A 21,925-nucleotide genomic window follows, 5' to 3' on the forward strand; every position below is an offset into this window, starting at 1 on the left:
CAACAAGGCTGGCTCAACGTACGGCGAAATCCTCCGGGAAATGCTTCATGGCACTGAGGACGGGCATGGGAGTCAGTCCGCCGAGTGCGCAAAGCGAGCCATGCAGCATGGTGTCGCACAGGCTGGCCAGCAGATCCTTGTTCGCATCGGCATCGCTGCCATCGCGGATGCGGTCGATGACTTCGACGCCGCGGGTCGAGCCGATCCGACACGGCGTGCACTTGCCACAGGATTCGATTGCGCAGAACTCCATGGCGAAGCGTGCCTGCTCGGCCATGTCGACACTGTCATCGAAAACCACGATGCCGCCATGGCCGAGCATCGCGCCAATGGCCGCGAAGGATTCGTAATCGATGGGCGTGTCGAATCGGGATTCGGGCAGGTAGGCTCCGAGTGGCCCGCCGACCTGCACCGCGCGGATCGGCCTGCCGCTTGCGGATCCGCCGCCGTAGTCGAACAGCAGTTCACGCAAGGTCACCCCGAACGCCAGTTCGATCAGGCCGCCGCGTTTGATGTTTCCGGCAAGCTGGATCGGCAAGGTGCCGGTTGATCGGCCCATGCCCAGGTCGCGATACCAGTCGGCGCCCCGGGCAAGGATGTCCGGCACCGAAGTCAGCGTGATGACGTTGTTGATCACCGTAGGCTTGCCGAACAGGCCCTTGATCGCAGGCAGTGGCGGCTTGAAACGCACCTGACCGCGACGGCCTTCGAGGCTCTCGAGCAGCGAGGTTTCTTCACCGCAGATGTAGGCACCGGCACCGATGCGCAGTTCGATGTCGAACGATGTGGCGGAGCCACGAATGTTCGCACCCAGAAATCCTGCTGCGCGCGCACGCACAATGGCTTCGGAAAAAATGTGGCGGGTCAGTGGGTATTCGCTGCGCAGATAGACGTAGCCCCGATCCGCACCGACCGCGATGCCGGCGATCAGCATGCCCTCGATCAAACGGTAGGGATCGCCTTCCATCCCCATGCGATCAGAGAAGGTGCCGGAGTCGCCCTCATCGGCGTTGCATACGATGTATTTCCGGGCGGCTGACTGATCGGCCACGGTTTTCCACTTGATGCCGCACGGAAACGCTGCGCCGCCTCGCCCGCGCAATCCTGAATCGGTCACCTGCTGAACGATCTCTTCCGGTTTCAGGGCGAGCGCGCGATCCAGCCCGCGCCAGCCGCCGTGCGCCTGGTAGTCATCAAGGCTGAGCGGGTCGGTGATGCCGTTGCGGGAAAAGCAGAACCGTTGCTGATTCTTCAACCAGTCGATCTGATCGACGGGGCCAAGAGCAAGAGCATGGGTGCATGCGTGCGGGAACCCCGCCTCGAACAAAGCACCGACATCATTCGCCTCGATTGGACCAAATCCGATCCGGCCGGATTCGGTTTCAACCTCGACCAGCGGCTCGATCCAGCAAGCTCCCCTTGATCCATTGCGAACGATGGTGACATCCAAGCCCCGCTCCGCCGCCTCGCTCTTGATTCTCTCCGCCACCTCTTCCGCACCGCAGGCCAGGGCGCTCGTATCCCGTGGCACGAAAATGCGAATACTCATGTGCCATTCCCGCAGGCGTCGACGATACGATCTAGCTTTTCGATGGAAAGCCGGCCATGCACGGTGTCATCCAGCATCGCAGATGGCGCGCAGGCGCAGTTGCCCAGGCAGTACACCGCCTCCAGCGTGATACCGCCATCTTCGGTGGTTGCGCCGAACTCGATGGCCAGGCGCTCCTTCAGGTGACGCTCAAGGTGTCGCGCGCCCATGGCCTGGCAGGCTTCCGCGCGGCACAGTTTGAGGACGTGACGACCGGGTGCTTCGCTGCGAAAGTGGTGATAGAAACTGACCACGCCATGCACTTCGGCGCGGCTCAGGTTGAGTGCGCCGGCAACTAGCGGTACCGCGGCCGCAGGAACATGCCCGATGGCATCCTGGATTCGATGCAGTATTGGCAACAGCGAGTCAGCCTTGCCGGATTCCGAATCGATGGCACGGAGTACGGCAATGCGCGCGGCCTCTTCCAGACTACTGCCGGATATCGAACTGCGCGCACTGGGTTCTAGTTCCGGCATGCCGTCCCCGTTGCCGATGTTTCAGGCAATGTTGCTGCCTAGCGCTTCGTTGCCGCTTCAGCCGACGTGTTCGACGGCCTGACCGTCAATTCGAACTTGCTGCCCTTCGGCTCATCCTTGGTCGGCGGAAACCCGAAGCTGAGCGGTTTGCCAAGCACGGCGGTCACCACATGTTGTCCGCGACTCACCCACTTGCTGCCTTGCTGGGCGGAAAAGTCGATTTTCAGCTTGACCGACTCCTGGCCCGTCGAAGAAAACTCCAGTGGTGTCGCGGTTACCAGAATCTTGAACCCGGCATCGGGCTTGAGCGGATCGTCATTGCGTACTTCCGCCTCCGCGCCTGCCTCGACCTCGAGGACCGGCCTCGCAACCAGCGAACCATCTCGCGCGATGGTCAGTTCAAGGCGATAGCTCGATTGCGCATTTGCAGCAGCCTGCAAGCCAAACGTCGCGAAAACCAGTACCAGCGCGGCCAACCAGCGTGTTCCATGGAAATTCATTTACTCGGTACCTGTAAGTGGAGTTGGGTCTGACGTTGACGCTTGTTTCACCTGCGCCGGATCACGAATTCAGGAGGCCTGGGGCCCTTCGCTGATCGCTGAATCTGGACCCGGCAACTGGCCGAAGGTTCCCGCAATCCGGGAGCGGCTGCCGCCGGAGGTGTCCATTATCGGCGCTTTCATACGCGGTTGCCGGCTCCGGGTGGCGTCCATCGTGCCAGCGCTTCGCGAGTTCGCTGTCGACCCAATTCAATCACGCTTTCGGCTCGATGAAAATCGTAGAACGTGCAGACATTGCGAGGAATTGTGATCAACAAGTCGGGCGGCTGTGCGGCCAGCTTGAGTCGCGTGATGGTTTCCTGAACCGTATCCAGCGAACGTGCGAAGAGGTCGATCACGCTCGGATCGCGCGCTGGATCGGACGCCGGATCGGTTGCCGGAGCAGCGCCCAACATCCTGCGCATGCGCGGCACAATGCCTTCGCCCGCATCATCGTTCTTGCCAGAGCCTGCCGACTCGTCCGAATCGATGCCATGCAGCGGCTCGGCAGCCGCGTTGACATCGACAGCGATCGTCGCCTGGGTGTGGTCGCGCAAGGTCGGCGATACCGGCAATGGATTGAGCAAGCCACCATCGACCAACAGGCGCCCCCGATACCGATGCGGCCGAAACACGGTTGGAATCGCAATGGATGCGCGTATCGCCTCGAACAGGGAACCCTGGGAAAACCACACCTCCCGATGTGCATCGAGATCGACGGCTACGGCCGTGTAGCTGATCGGCAGATCTTCGATATTGAATTCGCCAACATGTTCGCGAAGCGCGCCGATGATGCGGTTGCCCTTGATGAAGCCACCACCACTGACCGTGATATCGAGCAGCTTGAATACATCGAAACGGGCAAGGGTCAGCACCCAGTCGCGATAGGCAACCAGCTTACCCGCGGCATAGACGCCACCAACCAGGGCACCCATCGAGCTGCCCGCGATTGAGCGGATATCGAAACCCTGGGCGATGAGTTCCTCGATCACCCCGATGTGCGCATAGCCGCGCGCACCGCCCGAACCCAGCACCAGCGAGATCGGAATCTTCGCCGCTGCCGAATCTTTCGGGACAGGACCGGAATCGTTCACTTTTTCGACTCGACCTGATAACTGCCGATAGCCAGTTGCAGCAGGATCCTCATCTCTTCGCGCAATGAGACAGGCGACACGACTTCCGCATCCGGCCCGTATTTGAGGACGTCCATCAGCAGTTCGCGGGAATTGCTGTACGGCACTTTCAGCTCGTAGCGGCCATCTGGCAGCCAATGGCCTTCCTGGCGCGAATGCCAGTGCTCATCGGCAACCCAGCGTGCGGCGTGCTCGGAGAAGTGCAGCACGGCGGTGGCTTTCGGCGTGCCGGAAAAGATGCCGTAGCTCGAAGCAAGGTGGGCATCGAGTTCGGCCAGATCACGATCCAGCGAAGCCTCGTCACCCACCTCGACCGAACGCATGCGATCAAGCGCAAAGCTGCGCAGGGCTTCGCGGCCATGGTCCCAGGCATCGAGATACCAGTTGTCACGATAATGGGCGAGCCGTTGCGGGGAGACTTCGCGTGTACTTGGCGTGTTGGTCGTGCGTGCACGGTACTCGAAGGTCATCCGCTTGCGATTGAGCAAAGCGCTGGACACGGTGCGAAAGACGACCTGATCGAGCTTGCGCGCTCCACTGGAGATGACGCGGATGCGCTCGACCGGCAAGGCGCGGCCACTGCTGTGATCGGAAAGCAGGCTCTCGATGCGTTCACGAAACGGCGCCAGCGCACCCGCCAGAACGCCCGGGTCGGACCGACCGAGCAACTCGTTGAGGGCGAGCAAGGCGGCGAGCTCTTCACTCGATAGCCACAATCCGGGCAATTCGAAGCGATCTGCTTCATTCCTTGAGTAGTGGATCGCGCCGTTTTCAGGATCACTTTCGATCGGCGCACCGAGCGCGTCGCGCAGGAATGCAATGTCGCGATACATCGTTGCACGCGAGCACTGAAGTTCTTCCTGCACGTGCTTGAGCGCGACCGGGTAACGCGCGGACTTGAGCATCCGATGCAGGAGCAAGGTACGTTCGTAGCGATCCATGGTCCAAACTGCCGCGTTGTGAAGCCAATGCGGAGTTTGGCATAGGGAGGCGGGAGGCGGGAGTGGAAAGGCAGCTTTTCGCAGGTTGGGCTGAGCGCAGCGATGCCCAGCGTCAGGATGACCTCTGCTTCGGGTCGGATTGGGATGGGATGAGTCGCTCACTCGAAAAGCGTTGGGGTTCGCTTGCGCTCACCACCAACCTACGGATCTGCGGCGAGGCACGGTCCTTCACAAGTTGGGCCGAACGACAGCGATCCACTACTCGGCAAGAGCCGTCAATGCTCTTGCACGTGCGGCCCCGCAAACTCCTGTCGAGTTCCGGTGCTCAAGAGCCAAACCGCCGGATCTCCCTCGTCGCGCTGATTGAAGGTAAAATTCCGTCAAAACAAGGCTTTGCGCGAACCGGGTGAAGGCAGCGCCCCCGTCACCGGATTTACCCATTACCATCATGGGTCCCGAGCAGCACGCCGTTTGCCCATGCCGCACGCATCACTCGAACTCGACCGACCCACTGGCGACGAGGTCAAGACGACCACGTGCTACATGTGTGCATGTCGTTGTGGCATCCGCGTACATCTGAAGGATGGCCGCGTGCGCTATATCGACGGCAATCCCAGGCATCCGGTCAATCGCGGCGTGATCTGCGCCAAGGGCTCTGCCGGAATCAAGCAGCATTACTCGCCAGCGCGGCTGTCCAGGCCGTTGCTGCGGGTCGGCGAGCGCGGTGCCGGAGAATTCCGCGAGATCGAGTGGGAAGAGGCACTGGCGCTGGCCGCAACATGGCTGGGTGATATCCGCAAGCGCAATCCCGATGAACTCGCGTTCTTTACCGGTCGCGACCAGTCCCAGGCCCTGACCGGCTGGTGGGCGCAGCAGTTCGGCACGATCAACTATGCCGCGCATGGCGGTTTCTGCTCGGTCAACATGGCCGCAGCCGGCATGTACACGTTTGGCGGAAGCTTCTGGGAGTTCGGCGAGCCCGACTGGGACCTGACCAGGTACCTGATGCTCTGGGGCGTGGCCGAGGATCATGATTCAAACCCGATCAAGCTCGGACTCGGCAAACTCAAGCAGCGCGGCGCCAAGATCGTCGCGATCAATCCGGTGCGTACCGGCTATGGCGCGATCGCCGACGAATGGGTGCCGATCAATCCGGGTACCGATGGATTGCTTGCTGGCGCGTTCATCCACGAGTTGTTGCGAGCCGACCGCATCGATTTCGACTACCTAGTACGTTTCACGAATGCGCATCATCTGGTCATTCGCGATCCGGGCGCGGCGGATGATGGGCTGATTGCGCGAGACTCAGATGGGAATGCCTTGTGCGCAGCGCGCCGAGGGTCTGCACATTCGAGTGAAGGCCGAGATTCAGGGACTTCCGACCGACAAGCAGAGAAACTGGATCCCGGCCTTCGCCGGGATGACGGTGAGGTAAATGTGCCGGGTTCCAGCGCTAGCGGGAACGACCGCGCGGGAGTTGTGCTGGTTCGTGCGGACAGCATCGGCATCTCGCCGCTGGTCGTCGGCGAGTTCACGCTGGGCGACGGGCGCAAGGCCGTCCCATCTTTCCAGTTGCTGGCGGAACGCTATCTTGCGGACGAATGCGCGCCCGAGGCGGTCAGCGAGCGCTGCGGCGTAGACGTGGAGACGATTCGCCGCCTTGCGCGCGAGCTCGGCGACACCGCATTCGACGAGGCGATCACGCTGGATCAACCGTGGACCGACGCATACGGCCAGCGCCACGAGACAATGACCGGCCGACCGGTTGCCATGCACGCGATGCGCGGCATTTCGGCCCATTCAAACGGATTCCACACCTGTCGCACGCTGCACGTCCTGCAGATGTTGCTCGGCGCCATCGATACGCCGGGAAGCTTTCGCTACCAGCCGCCCTACCCCAAACCGGCGCCGCCACCGAACCGACCGGGCAAGGCGCGCAAGGACGATGGCGTTCTCGATGGCGGTCCGCTGGGCTATGTGCAATCACCCGATGACCTGCTGGTAGACGCCAACGGCCAGCCGCGGCGCCTAGACAAGGCCTATTCCTGGGAACATCCGCTGGCTGCGCACGGGCTCATGCACTCGGTCATCCGCAATGCCTGGGCCGGGGATCCGTACCGCATCGATACCTTGCTCATGTTCATGGCCAACATGGGCTGGAATTCATCGATGAATACCGGCGAGACGCGACGCATGCTGTGCGATCGTGACGAGGCCACCGGTGAATATCGCATCCCGCACATCATCTATTCGGATGCCTACATGTCCGAGACGGTGGCGTTTGCGGACCTGGTCCTGCCCGATACGACCTACCTCGAACGCCACGACTGCATCAGCATGCTCGATCGGCCGATCTCGGATGCGGACTGTGCGGCCGACTCGATTCGTCAGCCTGTCGTGGAACTGGATCGCGATGTTCGACCGTTCCAGGACGTGCTGATCGATCTCGGTACACGCATTGGCCTGCCGGGACTGCTGAACGAGGATGGCAGTGCCAAATATCCGCGCGGCTTCCCCCAGTTCATGGTGGAACACGAACGTGCGCCCGGCGTCGGCCTGCTGGCCGGCTGGCGCGGAACGGATGGCTCCAAGTCGGGATTGGGCGAGCCGAATCCCGACCAGCTCAAGCGCTATGTCGAACACGGCTGTGTATGGGAAGCCAAGGTTCCTGACGCAGGGCGCTACTACAAGATGGCCAACCTCGACTATCTCGGCTGGGCCAAGTCGCTGGGCTTCGTCGGTTCCACCGATCCGATCGTATTGCAGCTGTATTGTGAAACCCTGCAGCGTTTTCGACTCGCCGCGCAGGGGCACGGCACGCAACAGCCACCCGAGGACGAACGCGAGCGCGTCGAGCGCTATTTCGATCCGCTGCCGTTCTGGTACGAATCAGTGGCCGCGAAAAGTGACGGGTTTCCGCTATCTGCGATCACCCAGCGGCCGATGTTCATGTATCACAGCTGGGGTTCGCAAAATGCCTGGCTGCGCCAGATCACGGCGCGCAACTATCTGTACCTGCATCCGCAAACCGCTGCGGCCAATGAGGTCGCCGATGGCGACTGGGTCTGGCTGGCATCACCGCTGGCGCGCATTCGCGTGCAGGCCAAATTGCATGAGGCTACCGCTCCGGGCACGCTGTGGACGTGGAACGCCATAGGCAAGCGCAAAGGGGCCTGGAAGTTGAGCGACGATGCACCCGAAAATCGTGATGGCTTCCTGCTCAATCACCTGATCGACGAATTGCTGCCGGCGAAGGCCAGCGGTCAACGGCACGCGAATGCTGATCCCGTTACTGGCCAGGCTGCGTGGTTTGACCTGCGCGTTCGCCTTGAACGCGACCCTGACCCGCATCTGGAAGGGCACCGCGTTGAACTCCACGCTGCGGAGAAGCCGGCATGACCCTGCCGCAATGGATGACCCTTGTGCTGGTGATCGGCGCAATCACGCTGTTTGCCAGCGAAAAGGTGCGCATCGATATCGTTGCCCTGATCGTGCTGGTGTTAATGGTCGTGCTCGGCCTGGTCACGCCTACCGAGGCCCTGGCCGGTTTCAGCAACGAGGCCACGATCACGGTCGCGGCGATGTTTGCGCTGAGTCTCGGCATCGAGCGGTCTGGCGCACTGGAACCGCTGGGTCGCCTGCTCTCCCGTATTCGAAGACCCTGGTTGCTGACCTTGTGCCTGATGCTGGCGATTGCCCCGATGGGTGCCTTCGTCAAGAACATCGCCCTTGTTGCCACCTTCCTGCCACTGGCCCTGAGAGTTTGCGCAAACACCGGGACATCGCCGGCACGCGTGCTGCTGCCGATGGCCTACGCAGCGCAGATGGGTGGCGTGTGCACTCTGATCGGCACGTCCTCGAACCTGCTCGCCGACAGCCTGGCGCAGCAACATGGCATTGCCGGATTCGGTGTATTCGAATTCACGAGGCTCGGAGCCTTGCTCGCCGTGGTCGGCATCACCTACCTGATGCTGGTCGGACGCTGGTTGCTGCCGAAGGAAATCACGCCGATCGTCACGGTTGAGGCGGACATCGGCAAGTACGTGACCGAGCTGAAGGTCACGGCGGATTCGCCCCTGGTCGGACAGACCATCGCAGATGCCAAACTGGGAGACAAGTACAGCGTCTACCCGCTTGAACTGCTGCGTGGCGATCGCCACCTGTGGTCGCCGCGATCGCAGGAACTGGAAGTCGATGACGTACTGCTGGTGCGCGGTGACTGGGACAAGATCGAGGATTTCCGCAAGCGCGCCGATCTGGAGATCGACCCGGAAAAACGCTACGGACATGACAAGGGCAGCGCGCGAACCCTGGTGGAAGTCATGGTTAAGCCGGCCAGCAATATCGAAGGCAGCTCTCTCGAAGAGCTGGATTTCCAGCGCAACCATGACGCCATTGCCCTCGCGATCCACCAGCGCGGACGCATCCTGCGCGACAAGCTGAAAGACGTGCGTCTGGCTGCGGGTGATGTGCTGTTGCTCCTGGTGGAAGATGACGCGGCTGGCGCATTTCGCAACGACGAACGTTTCGTCGTGCTGAGCGAGCGCGAGGACACGCGGCGCACGCCGAAACGCGCCATCGCCGCTGTCCTGATCATGGTGACCGTGGTGCTTCTATCCGGGTTGCACTGGCTTCCGATCCCGGTTGCGGCGATCGCGGGTGCAGTCGCAATGGCCATTGCCGGATGCTACGGGCGCAAGGATCTTTACCAGGGCATTGACTGGAAGATCATCGTGTTGCTGGCCGCCATCCTTCCGCTCGGCACGGCAATCGAAAACAGCGGGCTTTCGCAAACACTGGTCAACGCTGGCATGGGCGTGGTCGGCGAACACGGCCCGCTGGCTGCGCTGCTGATGGTCTATCTCCTTACTGCCCTGCTGACCGAATTGATGGGTCACAATCCTTCGGTGGTTCTCATGGTCGGCATCGCAGTGACCGTGGCGCATACCGTCAATGCCGACCCGCGGCCGTTCGTGATCGCCGTCGCGTTCGCCGCAGCCACTTCATTCGCGACGCCGGTCGGCTATCCAACCAATACGATGGTCTACTACGCTGGTGGTTATCGTTTCATGGACTTCATGAAAGTGGGCATTCCGTTGATCGCGATTTTCTGCGCCATATCGATGTACCTGATTCCGCTGTTCTGGCCATTGCAACCATGACCAGCCTGCCCCCGCCCACCAGCCGCAAACTCGGCCTGGTCATCGACCTCGATACCTGTGTCGGCTGCCACGCCTGCGCGATCGCTTGCAAGGAGTGGAACGACGGCGGTGCATTCGGACCATTGCCGGACAAGGATGCCTACGGCGCCGAGCCGACAGGGGTTTGGTTCAACCGGGTGCATAGCTACGAGGTAGCGGGAGTCGGGAGTCGGGAGTCGGGAATCGAAAAAGCTGGGTGTAGCGGCGCTTCTGCGAATACCGACTCCAAAATCCCGGCTTTCAACAGCCGAACGGCTGTTCATCCCGCATCAACCCAAAGCATCCACTTCCCCCGCTCGTGCCTGCATTGCGAGACGCCGGCGTGCGTGACGGTTTGTCCGACCGGGGCCAGCTACAAGCGTGCCGAGGACGGGATTGTCCTGGTCGATGAGGACAAGTGCATCGGCTGCCAGTTGTGCGCATGGGCCTGCCCGTACGGCGCGCGCGAGTTCAGCGAGAAGCGCGGTGTCATGCAGAAGTGCACGTTGTGCGTGGATCGCATATACAACGAGACGCTCGACGAAGCGGATCGCCAGCCAGCTTGCGTGCTGGCGTGTCCGACACGTGCACGTCATTTCGGAGATCTCGGCGATGAAGAATCCGATGTGTCGAAGCTTGTGGCCGAACGTGGGGGCTATGCGCTGATGCCCGAACTGGGCTACAAGCCGGTCAACCGCTACCTGCCGCCGCGACCTCGCCGCGATGCCGAGAGCGCAAAGGCCGCGCCCGCGCCTGAAGCCGTCGACAGCAAGCAGCTCCCACCACTGCTGCGCTGGGTCGACCGCGTACTGTCGCGCTGACCAGGACCGACGATGCGACCAACGTTCTCGATCATTTTCTTTACCGTGATGTCCGGTGCGGGCTATGGCTTGTGGTTTCTCGTCGCAGTGTTCTTGTTGCTGCTCTGGCCGGAGATTCACCATGGCAATGGGCTGAACCTGATCCTGTTTCCAGACCTGCTCACCTACGGACTGGGAGCAGGCTTCGTACTGGTCAGCAGCGGATTGATTTCCTCACTCTGGCATCTCGGCAAGCCCATGCGTGCCTGGCGTGCCTTTTCGCAGTGGCGCAGTTCGTGGCTTTCTCGCGAAGGGGTGGCAGCGATCCTGACCTACCTGCCCGTTGTTGCCCTGTTCGGCGCACTCTTCAATGGCCTCTGGCTGATTCCGGCGCCTGCTGCGGACGGCGATCTCGATTCATGGCTCTGGATGCTCACGCCCATGAAATTCGTGACGGCCATCGCGCTGGTCATCGGCTCGTTTGCGACGGTCTGGTGCACGGCGCATATATACGCCAGCATCAAGCCCGTTCGTGCCTGGCACAATCCCCAGGTAGTCGCGGGCTATCTGTTGCTGGCTCTCTTCACCGGCGCGCTTTTCGCCTGGGCCCTGACCTCGATTTCCTTCGACGGGACAAGACACCTCGACTACCTGATTCCGTTGATCGTCGCCCTTGCCGTTGCCGGGGCGATACTGAAGTTGCGCTATTGGCGCCTTGTCGACGAGGGCTCGGCATCAACGACCGGTGATGCCATTGGCCTCGGAGCACTTGGCTCGGTTCGCTCGTTCGAGCAACCGCATACCGAAGAAAACTACCTGACCCAGGAGATGGGTTTCCGTATTGCACGCAAGCATTCGCGGAAGCTGCGCATGATCTGCCTGCTTGCGGGCTTCGGCCTACCCGGGCTCCTGGCGCTGACAAGCCTGGTTTTTCCGGCATTCTCGACGCCTGGGGCATGGCTGGCCTTGCCCATTGGCATGCTCGGGGTATTTGTCGAACGCTGGCTGTTTTTCGCCGAGGCGAAACATGCAGTGATGCTCTATTACGGCACCAGAAACGGCTGAATTGCGCCGTTCCGGCCGGGCAACAGCTCGCCCGGAAGGCATCTTGTTCATTTCGGGTTCAATTCCGGTCGCTAGCATCGCCACGCCTGCGTGACCTCCCCAGGCGCCAGATTCCCACCAATCCCTCGAGGAACCCCTCATGAAAAGAGCTCTCCTTGCGAGCGCCATGCTGCTTGCTTTTCCGTTTTACGCACACGCCCACGATCCCGCTGCCGATGAAAAGAAGGCTGAGGAAAAGAAGGCAGAAGCCAAGAAGTCCGACGAGGGCTGGTCAGGCAGTGGCGAGGCCGGTTTCGCCGCAACCAGCGGCAATACGCGGTCGGAAAACCTCAACATCAAGTTCAACATCAAGAAGGAAGATCCGTTGTGGAAGTACGGCTTCTACTTCAATGCATTGCGCAGCAAGGGCGAAGCCAACGGAAGCTACGATGTCACCGCCAATCGCTACGAAACGGGCGCGTCGACAGGCTACAAGTTTGACGAACGCAGCTACGTGGTAGGCGCAGCACGCTACGAGGATGATGAGTTCTCGCCGTACACCTACCAGTTCGTACTCTCGTTGAGCTACGGCTACACGGTCCTCAAGAACCCCAACACCGAGTTCTTCGTCGAAATCGGACCGGGCTACCGTCGCCTCGATCCGCAGCCCTATGAAGTGATCAGCGGTGACCCGCCCACGGTATCCGAGATCGATCCGGATGCCGAAGACAACTTCGTCGGTCGCGGCTTGATGGCCTACAAGCACAAGTTCAACGATTCCACGTCGTTCGAGAACATCAGCCTTGTCGAAGCCGGATCCAACAACACCTATTTCCAGAATGATGCGGGGCTCTCGGTCAGCATGAGTGATCGCCTGGCGCTCAAGCTCGGTTACCAGATCCGCCACAACTCCGATGTGCGCGAAGGCCTGAAGAAGACCGACCAACTGGTCACCACCAACGTGGTCTTCAAGTTCTGATTTGAAGGCCGCCAGGGTGAATCGGGGGCAGTGCTGGCGGGCAGGAATGCCACTGACTCGAATGCTCGTCATCCCGGCGCAGGCCGGGATGACGGCTTGCACGGCATTGCCTTTTCCCAAGCTTCCCCTGGGTCTGGTCAGTTGTCCTTGCGCAAGCCGTCGAGGATCTCTTTGGCGCCGCGTTCCAGAAGCAGGTCGGCGACCTGTTTGCCAAGAGCCTCGCCAATATCGAGCCCCGACCCTTCAACTTCGGCCCTGACCAGGCGTCCGGTGGCGGCATCACCGACCAGGCCATAGAGGGCCAGGCCCGTCTCGGTTTCCACGCAGTAGCCGGCGATCGGCACATTGCAGCTGCCGTGCAGGCGACGATTCATGGCGCGCTCGCATTCGACGCAACGACGCGTATCCGCATCATCCAGCGCATGGATTCGCTCGGCGACCTGCACGTCGCCAAGACGTTGCTCTATCGCGATGGCGCCCTGAGCCACCGCAGGCAACCAGTCCGGCGCGACCAGTCGTGAACGGATCCGATCAGCCATGCCAAGGCGCTCGAGTCCGGCGCAGGCAAGAATGATGGCGTCGTAGTGATCATCATCGAGACGTGCCAGGCGCGTGTTGACGTTGCCGCGCAAATCAAGCAGTTCGAGATCGGGCCGCAACGCGCGCAACTGGGCCTGCCTGCGCAGCGACGAGGTTCCCACTCGCGCACCCTTCGGCAATTCATCGAGACGGCTGGCGCGGTTGCTGATGAACGCATCAGCGGCATCCGCACGTTCGAGCACGGCGCCGATGGCGAAGCCCGGCTCCAGTTCCATCGGAACATCCTTCAGCGAATGCACGGCAATGTCGGCACGCCCCTCGAGCATGGCGATCTCGAGTTCCTTGAGGAACAGGCCCTTGCCGCCGATTTCCGACAACGGGCGATCCTGCACCTGATCACCACGCGTGGTCATCGGCACGAGCTCGATATCGATATCAGGATGCGCGGCGCGCAGGCGGGCGGCGACATGTTCAGCCTGCCACAGGGCCAGTGCGCTCTTGCGCGTGGCGATTCGAATCTGTTTCATAGTGAGCGCACCAGTTTGCGTATCGAGGGCAGGTTCCTGCGACTGACTTCAAGTTCGGCATTGACGTTTTCCAGCTTGGCCAGGACGCGTCCATCGGTGGTCCGGGCCAGGCCGACGATACGATCCAGCGTGACCAGGCAATTGCGGTGGATGCGTACGAAGCGGTCGCCAAATTCCAGCTCGAGAGCTTTGAGGGGTTCTTCGATCAGAACTTCGCTGCCGGCATGATGGACTATCACGTACTTGTCTTCGGCCAGCAGATAGTCGATCTCGGAAATGGGAATGAGCACGAGATTGCCACGTACGCGTGCACATAGATGACTGCGCTCTCGTCGACTTGCCCCACCGTGCTCAAGGTCCTCGACAGTTTCCCGACTGAAGCGCCCTGCACGTTCGATGGCCGCGCGCAGGCGATCCGCCCTGATCGGTTTGAGCAGGTAGTCGACGGCATTGGCATCGAACGCGGCGAGCGCATGTTCGTCGTAGGCCGTACAGAAGATGATCGCCGGTGCGTGTTCGAAATTGCCCAGGTGACGGGCGGCTTCAAGTCCATCCATGCGTGGCATGCGAATGTCGAGCAGGACAAGATCCGGCCGCAGTCGTTCGACCGCCTCGATGGCTTCGCGACCATCTCCGGCCTGCCCGACCACGTCGATCGACGGAATGTCACCGAGCAGGTCGACCAGTCGCTCACGGGCGAGCGGCTCGTCATCGACGACCAATGCCCTCATCGAGTTGTCACATCAGGCAAACGCACGGTCACCGTGAATTCTCCGCGCTCTGGCTGCACCAGCAAGGCCCCCTTGTCGCCGAAATGGTACTCGATGCGCGCACGAACGTTCGAAAGGGCATGCGCATTGCGCGGAAGTGCCGCGTCATCGGGAACCGGATTGTGTACGACGATCTCCACCTGCCCCGCGGCGCGCTTGCCACGGATGGTCAAGGTTCCACCCGCTGGCAGACGCTGGATGCCGTGGTAAACCGCGTTCTCCACCAATGGCTGCAGGAGCAGTTGCGGCAGGGGCAGATCACGGGGCAGATCGTCCAGATCCAGATCCAGTTGCAGGCGATCGCCCAATCGCAGGCCCTCGATGCGCAGGTAGTGTCCGATCAGGTCCAGCTCTTCACCCAGCGTTGCCAAAGTCTCGCGTGCGCCCAGTGCGGCGCGGAACAGGTCGGACAGATCTTCCACGGCACGCTCGGCATCCTGCGGTCGCTTGCGGATCAGACTGGCGATCGTATTCATGCTGTTGAACAGGAAATGCGGACGGATACGTGCCTGCAAGGCATCCACCTGGGCCTTGGCGGCCGCCTGAATGCGCTCGAGTGAAAGCTCGCGAATGTACAGATAGCGCAGCAGTGCCGCCGCAATGAGGGCACAGATGGCTGCATTGCCGAGCGAAAATCGCCACCCCGAACCGGGCGGCGACGTCAGGCCGAAGCCGAGCGCATGATCCATCGAATAGACCACGGCACTTCCGAGCGCGGTGGTGACCACGGCAAGCGCCCAGGCCGCGAAGAAGCCGGCGCGAACCGACAGGCGCTCCAGGGTCTCGCGCGAGGAACACAGGACCACGGCGTTGAGCAGGGCCAGCCATTGCACGAACACGCTGGCGATGGCGAGCTCGCTGATCCACGAACGCGCGACACGATCCGGTGCCATGGCAATGACCAGGGCAACCACTTCGGCCACGACCATCAGCGCGAACAGGGTTGGCAGGCTGCAGAACTGAGGCAGCCAGCGATGCTTTTCGGATTCAGCCATGCCGCCTCTTCCCCGAGCCCTTGCCAGATGGCCCATTATGAGGCGTCGGGGAGGTCCGCGCCGTGATTCAGCTACCGATCTGTTCACCAATCCATGCACGCAGATCGGCCATTTCCTCGTTGCAGACCTGATGCGCCATGGTGTAGCTGTGCCAGTCCACGGTGTAGCCATGCGAGCGCAGGAAATCACGGCAAAGCATGCCAAGCGTCTGTGGCACGACCGGATCCAGGCTGCCATGACCGATGAAGATCGGTATGTCGGCATTCGCCGCTGAGCACTCGTTTTCCAGTTGCCGTTCCAGTGGCAAATAGCCGGAAAGCGCAATCACGCCAGCCAGGCGCTCGGGATGGCGCAATGCCGTTGAAATTGACATTGCTGCACCTTGCGAGAACCCGGCAAGAATGATTTTCGAGGCCGGTATGCCACGCTCGATCTCGCGACTGATCAGCGCCTCGATCTGCTCGATGGATTTGCGGATCCCGGCTTCGTCCTGCCGTTGCGCGATCTCCATTCCGGTGATGTCGTACCAGCCACGCATTGGCATGCCGCCATTGATCGTGATCGGCCGCCTCGGTGCGTGCGGAAAGACAAATCGCATTGGCGGCCAGTCATCGGCCACGATTTCGGGGACCATGGGCACGAAATCGTTGCCGTCGGCACCAAGTCCATGCATCCAGATCACCGCAACACGGGGCTTGGGCCCGGTTTCCTTCTCCACGCATTCAAGCAACATGTCGCATCCTTATCCCGATCAATCCGGCAGGCTGCACGATTCACCGTCGAATGCCAAGACTTCTCGCCCGGGCACCGCTGATCAACGGGCACAGTCGTCATATCCCGACTGACTTCCGGCGCATTGCGGCCTCGAGCCCAGCAGGTATCCTGTGAAATTGCTTTTGCCGGAGTTGTCGATGATGTCCCGATTCGCCGTTGCCTCCCTTTCTGCATGGCTATGCCTGATTGCATTGCCGCTGCAGGCCATCACCCTCGAACAATCCATGGCGGACCCTGACTGGATCGGGCCTCCCGTAGAGTCGCCCTACTGGAGCGTCGACAGCAAATCGATCTACTACCGGCTCAAGCGCGACGGTTCGACGATTCGCGACCTGCACCGCATCAATCTGGAAACACGCCAGGACGTGGTCATCGATCCTGCCCTGATGGCTGACGCGGATGGCAGGGGGGCCGTTTTCGATCGCAGTCGGCAACTGGCAGCATTCGTGCGCAGCGGCGATATATTCATCCGCGACCTGCGCAACAGCCAGCTGATCCAGGTAACGAGGACGCCCCAATCCGAAGCCTCCCCGCAATTCAGTGCCGACGGTCGCGCGCTTCAGTTCCGCACGGGCAATGACTGGTCCAGCTACGACATCGCCAGCCGGGTTACCGCACCCGCTGCCGTCGTGCTTTCCGAAAAGGATCCCGAGGCGAAGAAGCCGGATGATCTGGGAGAATTGCAATTGCGGCTGTTTTCGACCTTGCGCACGGTCAAGGGTGACCGCGAGGCGACCAGGAGCAACGAAGAAGCGTTCCGCAAGGGCGACCCGACCCGTTCGCCGCAGCCGTTCTATCTCGGCGACAACGTCGACATCGAGGGCACGGCCCTGTCGCCTGATGGCCGCTACCTGCTGGTGGTGACCACGGCCAAGGATTACGACAAGGGCAAGATCGCCAAACTCCACCACTACGTGACCGAATCTGGCTACGAGGAACAGGAAGACGAGCGCGTTCGCGTCGGTCGCAACGCACCGGCACCGTCCAGGATCTGGCTGCTGGATCTCGCTGACCACGAGCAGACCGAGCTTACACTCGATGACTTGCCTGGCAGCAAGGACGATCCGCTGCACAAGGTGCGCGAGGAAAACCGGCTGGCCAAGGCTGAAACCGGCAAGCCATCGGACAAGGCGGAAAAGCCCGCAAAGAAGGACGAGCCTGCCCTGCGTTCTGTCACCGTGGCGGAGATGATCTGGAGTCCGGATGGCAGCCAGGTTGCGATCCAGTTGCGCGCCATCGACAACAAGGATCGCTGGATCGCCAGCGTGGATTTCAAGAACGACAAGCTGGTCCACCAGCACCGCCTCAGCGATGAAGCCTGGATCAACTGGTACTTCAATGAGTTCGGCTGGACGCCTGACAGCCGCCAGCTCTGGTACCTGAGCGAAGAGAGTGGCTACTCGCAGCTCTACATCAAGACACCGGGATCCAGGGCCAAGGCGCTTACCTCGGGCAAGTTCGAAATTTCCGAACCCAGGCTTTCTGCGGATGGCAAATGGTTCTACGTACTCAGCAACGCGCAGGCACCCTACGCCTACGATGCCTACCGCGTTGCATCCAGTGGCGGAAAACTGGAACGCCTGACCCGCGTGGAGGGTCTGGACGGATTCGAACTCTCGCCGGACGGCAGCCAGCTTGCACTGCTGCAGTCCACGACCTATGTGCCATCGCAACTGTCGGAGGTCGCAGCCACCGGTGGTGAGTCGCGGCTGCTCACCGACACCCTCACTCCGGAGTACAAGGCGCTTGAGTGGCCGAAACTGGAAATCGTCAAGGTTCCGTCCAGCCACGTCGATGAACCGATCTACGCCAAGCTCTACAAGCCTGCGAACTTTGATGCATCGAAGAAGTACCCGGCCATCCTGTTCGTGCACGGCGCGGGCTACCTGCAGAACACCGAGCTGGGCTATCCGAATTATTTCCGTGAGCAGATGTTCCACAACCTGCTGACTTCGAAAGGCTATGTCGTGCTCGACATGGACTACCGCGCCTCGAAAGGCTACGGACGCGACTGGCGCACCGCGATCTACCGGCAAATGGGCCACCCGGAACTGGAAGACCTGATCGATGGTGTCGACTGGCTCGTGGACAACCAGTCGGTGGATCGCTCGCGCATCGGCGTATACGGCGGCTCCTACGGTGGCTTCATGGCCCTGATGGCGATGTTCCGTGCGCCGGAAGTCTTCTCGGCCGGCGCTGCGCTGCGCCCGGTCACTGACTGGACCTCCTACAACCACGAGTACACCTCGAACATCCTCAATACGCCGCAGGACGATCCAATCGCATTCCAGCGCTCTTCGCCCATCGAATATGCGGATGGCCTTCAGGGCGGCCTGCTGATTGCGCACGGCATGCTTGATGACAACGTCCTGTATCAGGATTCGGTTCGCCTGAACCAGCGCCTGATCGAATTGCGCAAGGTCGATTTCGAACTGGCCGGCTACCCGCTGGAACGCCACGGCTTCGTGCACTCCGATTCCTGGTACGACGAATACCGGCGCATCCTGAAACTCTTCGAAACCCACATCGGCACGCCGCTTCCCGCTCAGGGGCAGTAGGCGACACAGGGAACAGACCCCGCTTCGGCGGGGTTTTTTTTGGGTGTGTGGCAGATGCCGTCAATGGGAGATTGCGTGACCTGCCGCACCCCCTCAGAGCATCAGAAAGCCGCGATCAGGCCACGAAAAAGCCCGATATGGACGAGAAACTGTGATCCCGTTCAGCGCTTGTTGTTGCGCCGCGGGCGAGAATGTTAAGCCTTCGTTATTCCAGTTTCGCCCCAGCTTTGTTAGGATGCACATGAGGTTCACTGGATAACCTCATGATGGTACTGAGAAATGTCGATCTCACCGCTCTGGATCATGCTGATTTCCCTCGCCGCACTCGCGGCGTTTTGCGTGCGCCGCATTCCGGAGGGGCAGGTCTACTCGCTGCGACGCTTCGGTGGACACACCCGATTCGTTGGTGCCGGCATGCACTTCATGCTGCCGCTGATCGAGCGGGTTTCACACAAGATGAGCCTGACCGGCTCATCCATTGAAGTCCCCTGCGTACTTCAGAGTGGCGAACCATTCGAGGCGCTGATCTATTTCCAGGTGCTAGACCCCCGGCGCGCCGATCGGGTGATCGACTCGGTGGACGCACTGTTGCGTCAGCAGGTAACCCACCTGCTTGCCGGCGACTCGATCCCCGGCGAGCCCGCTGAACGCCGACTCTGGCTCAAGCAAAGTCTCAACAACGAAGTTCGGGAACGCGGACTGCTGGTCACCCGCATTGATCTGCGTCACGCTGCCTGAGCCCCATTCAATCGAGGCGCCGTCTGGAAAGGCTTTACCCGCCCTCTCGGCAAAGGCTGGAAGTGCCTGACAGCAGCCGAATGGCCGGTCATCCAGCCCTACCCTTGATTTGCAAAGATAAATTCGGCAGTTGGAGTACCTTCAGCTCCTGCAGCATGCCCTTTGGGCCGGTCGCTGAGCGAATGTTCGCTCCGGCGTCCTGACTCCAGAGCCCAGCCTTCGCTGGAATGCAGCTTGATCAGCGTTGCCTAAAGCGCCCCGCACCCCGATACTGACGCCCCTTTCGATTCCGAGCGACTCATGTCAAACCGCGAACCGCTGAGGCAGCGGCTGCTTGCGGGGCTGACGGCGCTGAAGCTCGATCTGGACGATTCGACGATCGAGCGCCAGCTCGACTACATCGATCTGCTGCTGCGCTGGAATGCCGCCTACAACCTGACTGCTGTGCGCGATCCTGGCGAGATGATCACGCGCCACCTTCTCGATTCACTGGCGGTGCTGCCGTATGTGTCGGGTGCGTCCTTGGCCGACCTGGGTACCGGCGCAGGTATTCCCGGTATCCCGTTGGCATTGGCCAAACCCGAGCTGGAGGTCCACCTGGTCGACTCCAACGGCAAGAAGGCGCGTTTTCTTCGCGAAGCGGTTCGACACCTGCGCCTGGCGCGGGTCACGGTCGCGGAATCACGTGTCGAGGCGGTCGATGGACAATTTGATTGCATCACGGCTCGTGCGTTCGCGACACTGGCCGACATGCTGGGTCTGGCCGGTCATCTGCTCAAGCCGGAGGGACGCTGGCTGGCGCTGAAGGGGCGATTCCCGCAGGATGAGCTGGACGCACTGCCTGGTGGTTTCGTGGTTGAAGCCGTACATCGTCTGGAGGTTCCCGGCCTTGATGCCGAGCGCCATCTGGTCATCATCAAACGCAGCCAGGATGAAATGGCTGCCGGGAACCATCCATGACACGCATCATCGCCGTCGCAAATCAGAAGGGTGGGGTCGGCAAGACCACCACTGCCGTCAACCTGGCAGCAGCACTTGCCGAGACACGCAGGAAAGTCCTGCTGGTTGACCTTGATCCGCAGGGCAACGCCACGATGGCGGCAGGAATCGACAAGCATCAGGCCCGCCCCAATGGCTGCGATGTGCTGCTCGAAGAAGCCTCCATCGAAGACGCCATCGTCAAGACCGAGGGTGGTTTCGACCTGCTTCCCGGCAGTGGCGACCTGACTGCGGCCGAGATCAAGCTGATGGATGCGCTAGCCCGCGAGCACCGGCTCAAGGAGCAGCTCGAAAAGGTAGGCGATCGGTATCACACCATCCTGATTGACTGCCCGCCCTCGTTGCACCTGCTAACCCTCAATGCATTGACCGCCGCACATGGCGTGCTGATTCCGATGCAGTGCGAGTACTTCGCGCTGGAAGGGCTTTCGAGTCTGGTCGACACGATCAAGGCGGTACGCAAGCGCCTCAACCCGGACCTCGAGATCGAAGGCCTGCTGCGCACCATGTACGACGTGCGCAACAATCTCAGCAACGATGTTTCGGCCCAGCTGCACAAGCATTTCGGCGAAAAACTGCTGCGCTCGATCATCCCGCGCAATATCCGGCTTGCCGAAGCACCCAGCCACGGCAAACCGATCAACCTCTACGACCGTGAATCGCGCGGCGCCATCGCCTACTTTGGCCTCGCCGGCGAGATGCTGCGCCGCGAACGCGCAACGACAGCAGCAACCAGCTAGGAACTCGACGCAATGGCAGCAAAAAAACGCGGGCTTGGGCTCGGACGCGGGCTTGACGCCCTGCTTGGCGGCAGCGACGACACAGCGGAATCGGCAAGCACTGCTTCAAGCGGCGAAGGCGAGCTGCGCTCGCTGAAAATCGACTCGATCAGCGCGGGCAAGTACCAGCCGCGCCGCCATTTCGATGAAGACGCGCTGCTGGAACTCGCCGAATCGATCAAGTCCCAGGGCGTGATCGAGCCGGTCATCGTGCGCAGCGCGGGCAAGAATCGCTTTGAGCTGATCGCCGGCGAACGCCGCTGGCGTGCCAGCCAGCTGGCCGGACTTGCGGAAATTCCGGCACTGGTACGTGACATCGATGACCGCTCGGCCATCGCCATCGCCCTGATTGAAAATATCCAGCGCGAAGATCTTTCGCCGCTGGAGGAAGCGCAATCCCTGGCTCGCCTGATCGCCGAATTCACCCTGACCCACCAGCAGGTCGCCGATGCAGTCGGGCGCTCACGCGCCTCGGTTTCGAATCTGCTGCGCCTGCTTGACCTGCCCGAGCAGATCCGCGCAATGCTCGATCAGGGCAAGCTCGAGATGGGTCACGCACGCGCTC

General features: G+C 61.3%; 19 protein-coding genes. 10 read left to right on the forward strand and 9 right to left on the reverse strand.

Annotation, left to right across the window (positions count from 1 at the left end; translation table 11 throughout):
• Nucleotides 1-13: 13 nt before the first annotated feature.
• The 5 genes from WBP53_RS13850 to WBP53_RS13870 all read right to left on the reverse strand — a co-directional run bounded on the left by WBP53_RS13850 (nt 14) and on the right by WBP53_RS13870 (nt 4,677).
• Nucleotides 14-1,549, reverse strand: coding sequence for a formate dehydrogenase beta subunit (locus WBP53_RS13850; RefSeq protein WP_423929894.1), 1,536 nt, complete (start codon nt 1,547-1,549; stop codon nt 14-16).
• Nucleotides 1,546-2,064 (reverse strand): formate dehydrogenase subunit gamma, encoded by a 519-nt coding sequence (locus WBP53_RS13855; RefSeq protein ID WP_423929896.1) that lies wholly within the window; start codon nt 2,062-2,064, stop codon nt 1,546-1,548. The genes WBP53_RS13850 and WBP53_RS13855 overlap by 4 nt, the downstream gene beginning before the upstream one ends.
• A 38-nt stretch (nt 2,065-2,102) precedes the next feature.
• Nucleotides 2,103-2,564 carry a hypothetical protein gene (locus WBP53_RS13860; RefSeq protein ID WP_423929898.1) on the reverse strand — a complete coding sequence of 154 codons (462 nt, stop codon included), beginning with the start codon at nt 2,562-2,564 and terminating at the stop codon, nt 2,103-2,105.
• 179 nt (nt 2,565-2,743) lie between these two features.
• Nucleotides 2,744-3,697 (reverse strand): patatin-like phospholipase family protein, encoded by a 954-nt coding sequence (locus WBP53_RS13865; protein ID WP_423929900.1) that lies wholly within the window; start codon nt 3,695-3,697, stop codon nt 2,744-2,746.
• Complete coding sequence (locus WBP53_RS13870) at nt 3,694-4,677, reverse strand: helix-turn-helix transcriptional regulator (RefSeq protein WP_423929902.1); 984 nt, start codon at nt 4,675-4,677, stop codon at nt 3,694-3,696. Before WBP53_RS13870 ends, WBP53_RS13865 begins: the two co-directional genes overlap by 4 nt.
• 477 nt (nt 4,678-5,154) lie before the next feature.
• Between WBP53_RS13870 and WBP53_RS13875 the strand changes: the two genes are divergently transcribed.
• From WBP53_RS13875 to WBP53_RS13895, 5 genes are all read left to right on the forward strand, one after another.
• Complete coding sequence (locus WBP53_RS13875; protein WP_423929904.1) at nt 5,155-8,076, forward strand: molybdopterin oxidoreductase family protein; 2,922 nt, start codon at nt 5,155-5,157, stop codon at nt 8,074-8,076.
• On the forward strand, nt 8,073-9,839 hold the full coding sequence (locus tag WBP53_RS13880) for an SLC13 family permease (RefSeq protein ID WP_423929906.1): 1,767 nt from the start codon (nt 8,073-8,075) through the stop codon (nt 9,837-9,839). The genes WBP53_RS13875 and WBP53_RS13880 overlap by 4 nt, the downstream gene beginning before the upstream one ends.
• On the forward strand, nt 9,836-10,678 hold the full coding sequence (locus WBP53_RS13885) for a 4Fe-4S dicluster domain-containing protein (RefSeq protein ID WP_423929908.1): 843 nt from the start codon (nt 9,836-9,838) through the stop codon (nt 10,676-10,678). Before WBP53_RS13880 ends, WBP53_RS13885 begins: the two co-directional genes overlap by 4 nt.
• 12 nt (nt 10,679-10,690) lie before the next feature.
• Nucleotides 10,691-11,722, forward strand: a complete 1,032-nt coding sequence (locus tag WBP53_RS13890) for a dimethyl sulfoxide reductase anchor subunit family protein (protein WP_423929910.1) — start codon at nt 10,691-10,693, stop codon at nt 11,720-11,722.
• A gap of 139 nt (nt 11,723-11,861) precedes the next feature.
• Nucleotides 11,862-12,680 carry a DUF481 domain-containing protein gene (locus WBP53_RS13895; protein WP_423929912.1) on the forward strand — a complete coding sequence of 273 codons (819 nt, stop codon included), beginning with the start codon at nt 11,862-11,864 and terminating at the stop codon, nt 12,678-12,680.
• A gap of 137 nt (nt 12,681-12,817) precedes the next feature.
• On the opposite strand, the gene hemC is transcribed toward WBP53_RS13895, so the two are convergent.
• From hemC to WBP53_RS13915, 4 genes are all read right to left on the reverse strand, one after another.
• Nucleotides 12,818-13,747: a hydroxymethylbilane synthase gene (gene hemC / locus WBP53_RS13900; protein WP_423929914.1), complete on the reverse strand. Its 930-nt coding sequence runs from the start codon at nt 13,745-13,747 to the stop codon at nt 12,818-12,820.
• Nucleotides 13,744-14,478 (reverse strand): LytR/AlgR family response regulator transcription factor, encoded by a 735-nt coding sequence (locus WBP53_RS13905; RefSeq protein WP_423929916.1) that lies wholly within the window; start codon nt 14,476-14,478, stop codon nt 13,744-13,746. The genes hemC and WBP53_RS13905 overlap by 4 nt, the downstream gene beginning before the upstream one ends.
• A complete protein-coding gene (locus WBP53_RS13910; protein WP_423929918.1) occupies nt 14,475-15,512 on the reverse strand; it encodes a sensor histidine kinase in 1,038 nt (345 codons plus the stop codon). The genes WBP53_RS13905 and WBP53_RS13910 overlap by 4 nt, the downstream gene beginning before the upstream one ends.
• 67 nt (nt 15,513-15,579) lie before the next feature.
• Nucleotides 15,580-16,245 (reverse strand): alpha/beta hydrolase, encoded by a 666-nt coding sequence (locus WBP53_RS13915; protein WP_423929920.1) that lies wholly within the window; start codon nt 16,243-16,245, stop codon nt 15,580-15,582.
• A gap of 181 nt (nt 16,246-16,426) precedes the next feature.
• Between WBP53_RS13915 and WBP53_RS13920 the strand changes: the two genes are divergently transcribed.
• The 5 genes from WBP53_RS13920 to WBP53_RS13940 form a co-directional block, all read left to right on the forward strand.
• Entirely contained in the window at nt 16,427-18,844 is a 2,418-nt protein-coding gene (locus WBP53_RS13920; protein ID WP_423929930.1) for a prolyl oligopeptidase family serine peptidase, read from the forward strand.
• Between the two features lie 279 nt (nt 18,845-19,123).
• A complete protein-coding gene (locus WBP53_RS13925) occupies nt 19,124-19,582 on the forward strand; it encodes an SPFH domain-containing protein (RefSeq protein WP_423929922.1) in 459 nt (152 codons plus the stop codon).
• A gap of 300 nt (nt 19,583-19,882) precedes the next feature.
• Nucleotides 19,883-20,542, forward strand: a complete 660-nt coding sequence (gene rsmG, locus WBP53_RS13930; protein WP_423929924.1) for a 16S rRNA (guanine(527)-N(7))-methyltransferase RsmG — start codon at nt 19,883-19,885, stop codon at nt 20,540-20,542.
• Nucleotides 20,539-21,321 carry a ParA family protein gene (locus WBP53_RS13935; RefSeq protein WP_423929926.1) on the forward strand — a complete coding sequence of 261 codons (783 nt, stop codon included), beginning with the start codon at nt 20,539-20,541 and terminating at the stop codon, nt 21,319-21,321. The genes rsmG and WBP53_RS13935 overlap by 4 nt, the downstream gene beginning before the upstream one ends.
• A gap of 12 nt (nt 21,322-21,333) precedes the next feature.
• On the forward strand, nt 21,334-21,925 hold a 592-nt coding region (locus tag WBP53_RS13940), incomplete at its 3' end, for a ParB/RepB/Spo0J family partition protein (protein WP_423929928.1).

Origin of the sequence: Dokdonella sp. (assembly GCF_049593775.1) — a bacterium.
GTDB lineage: Bacteria > Pseudomonadota > Gammaproteobacteria > Xanthomonadales > Rhodanobacteraceae > Dokdonella.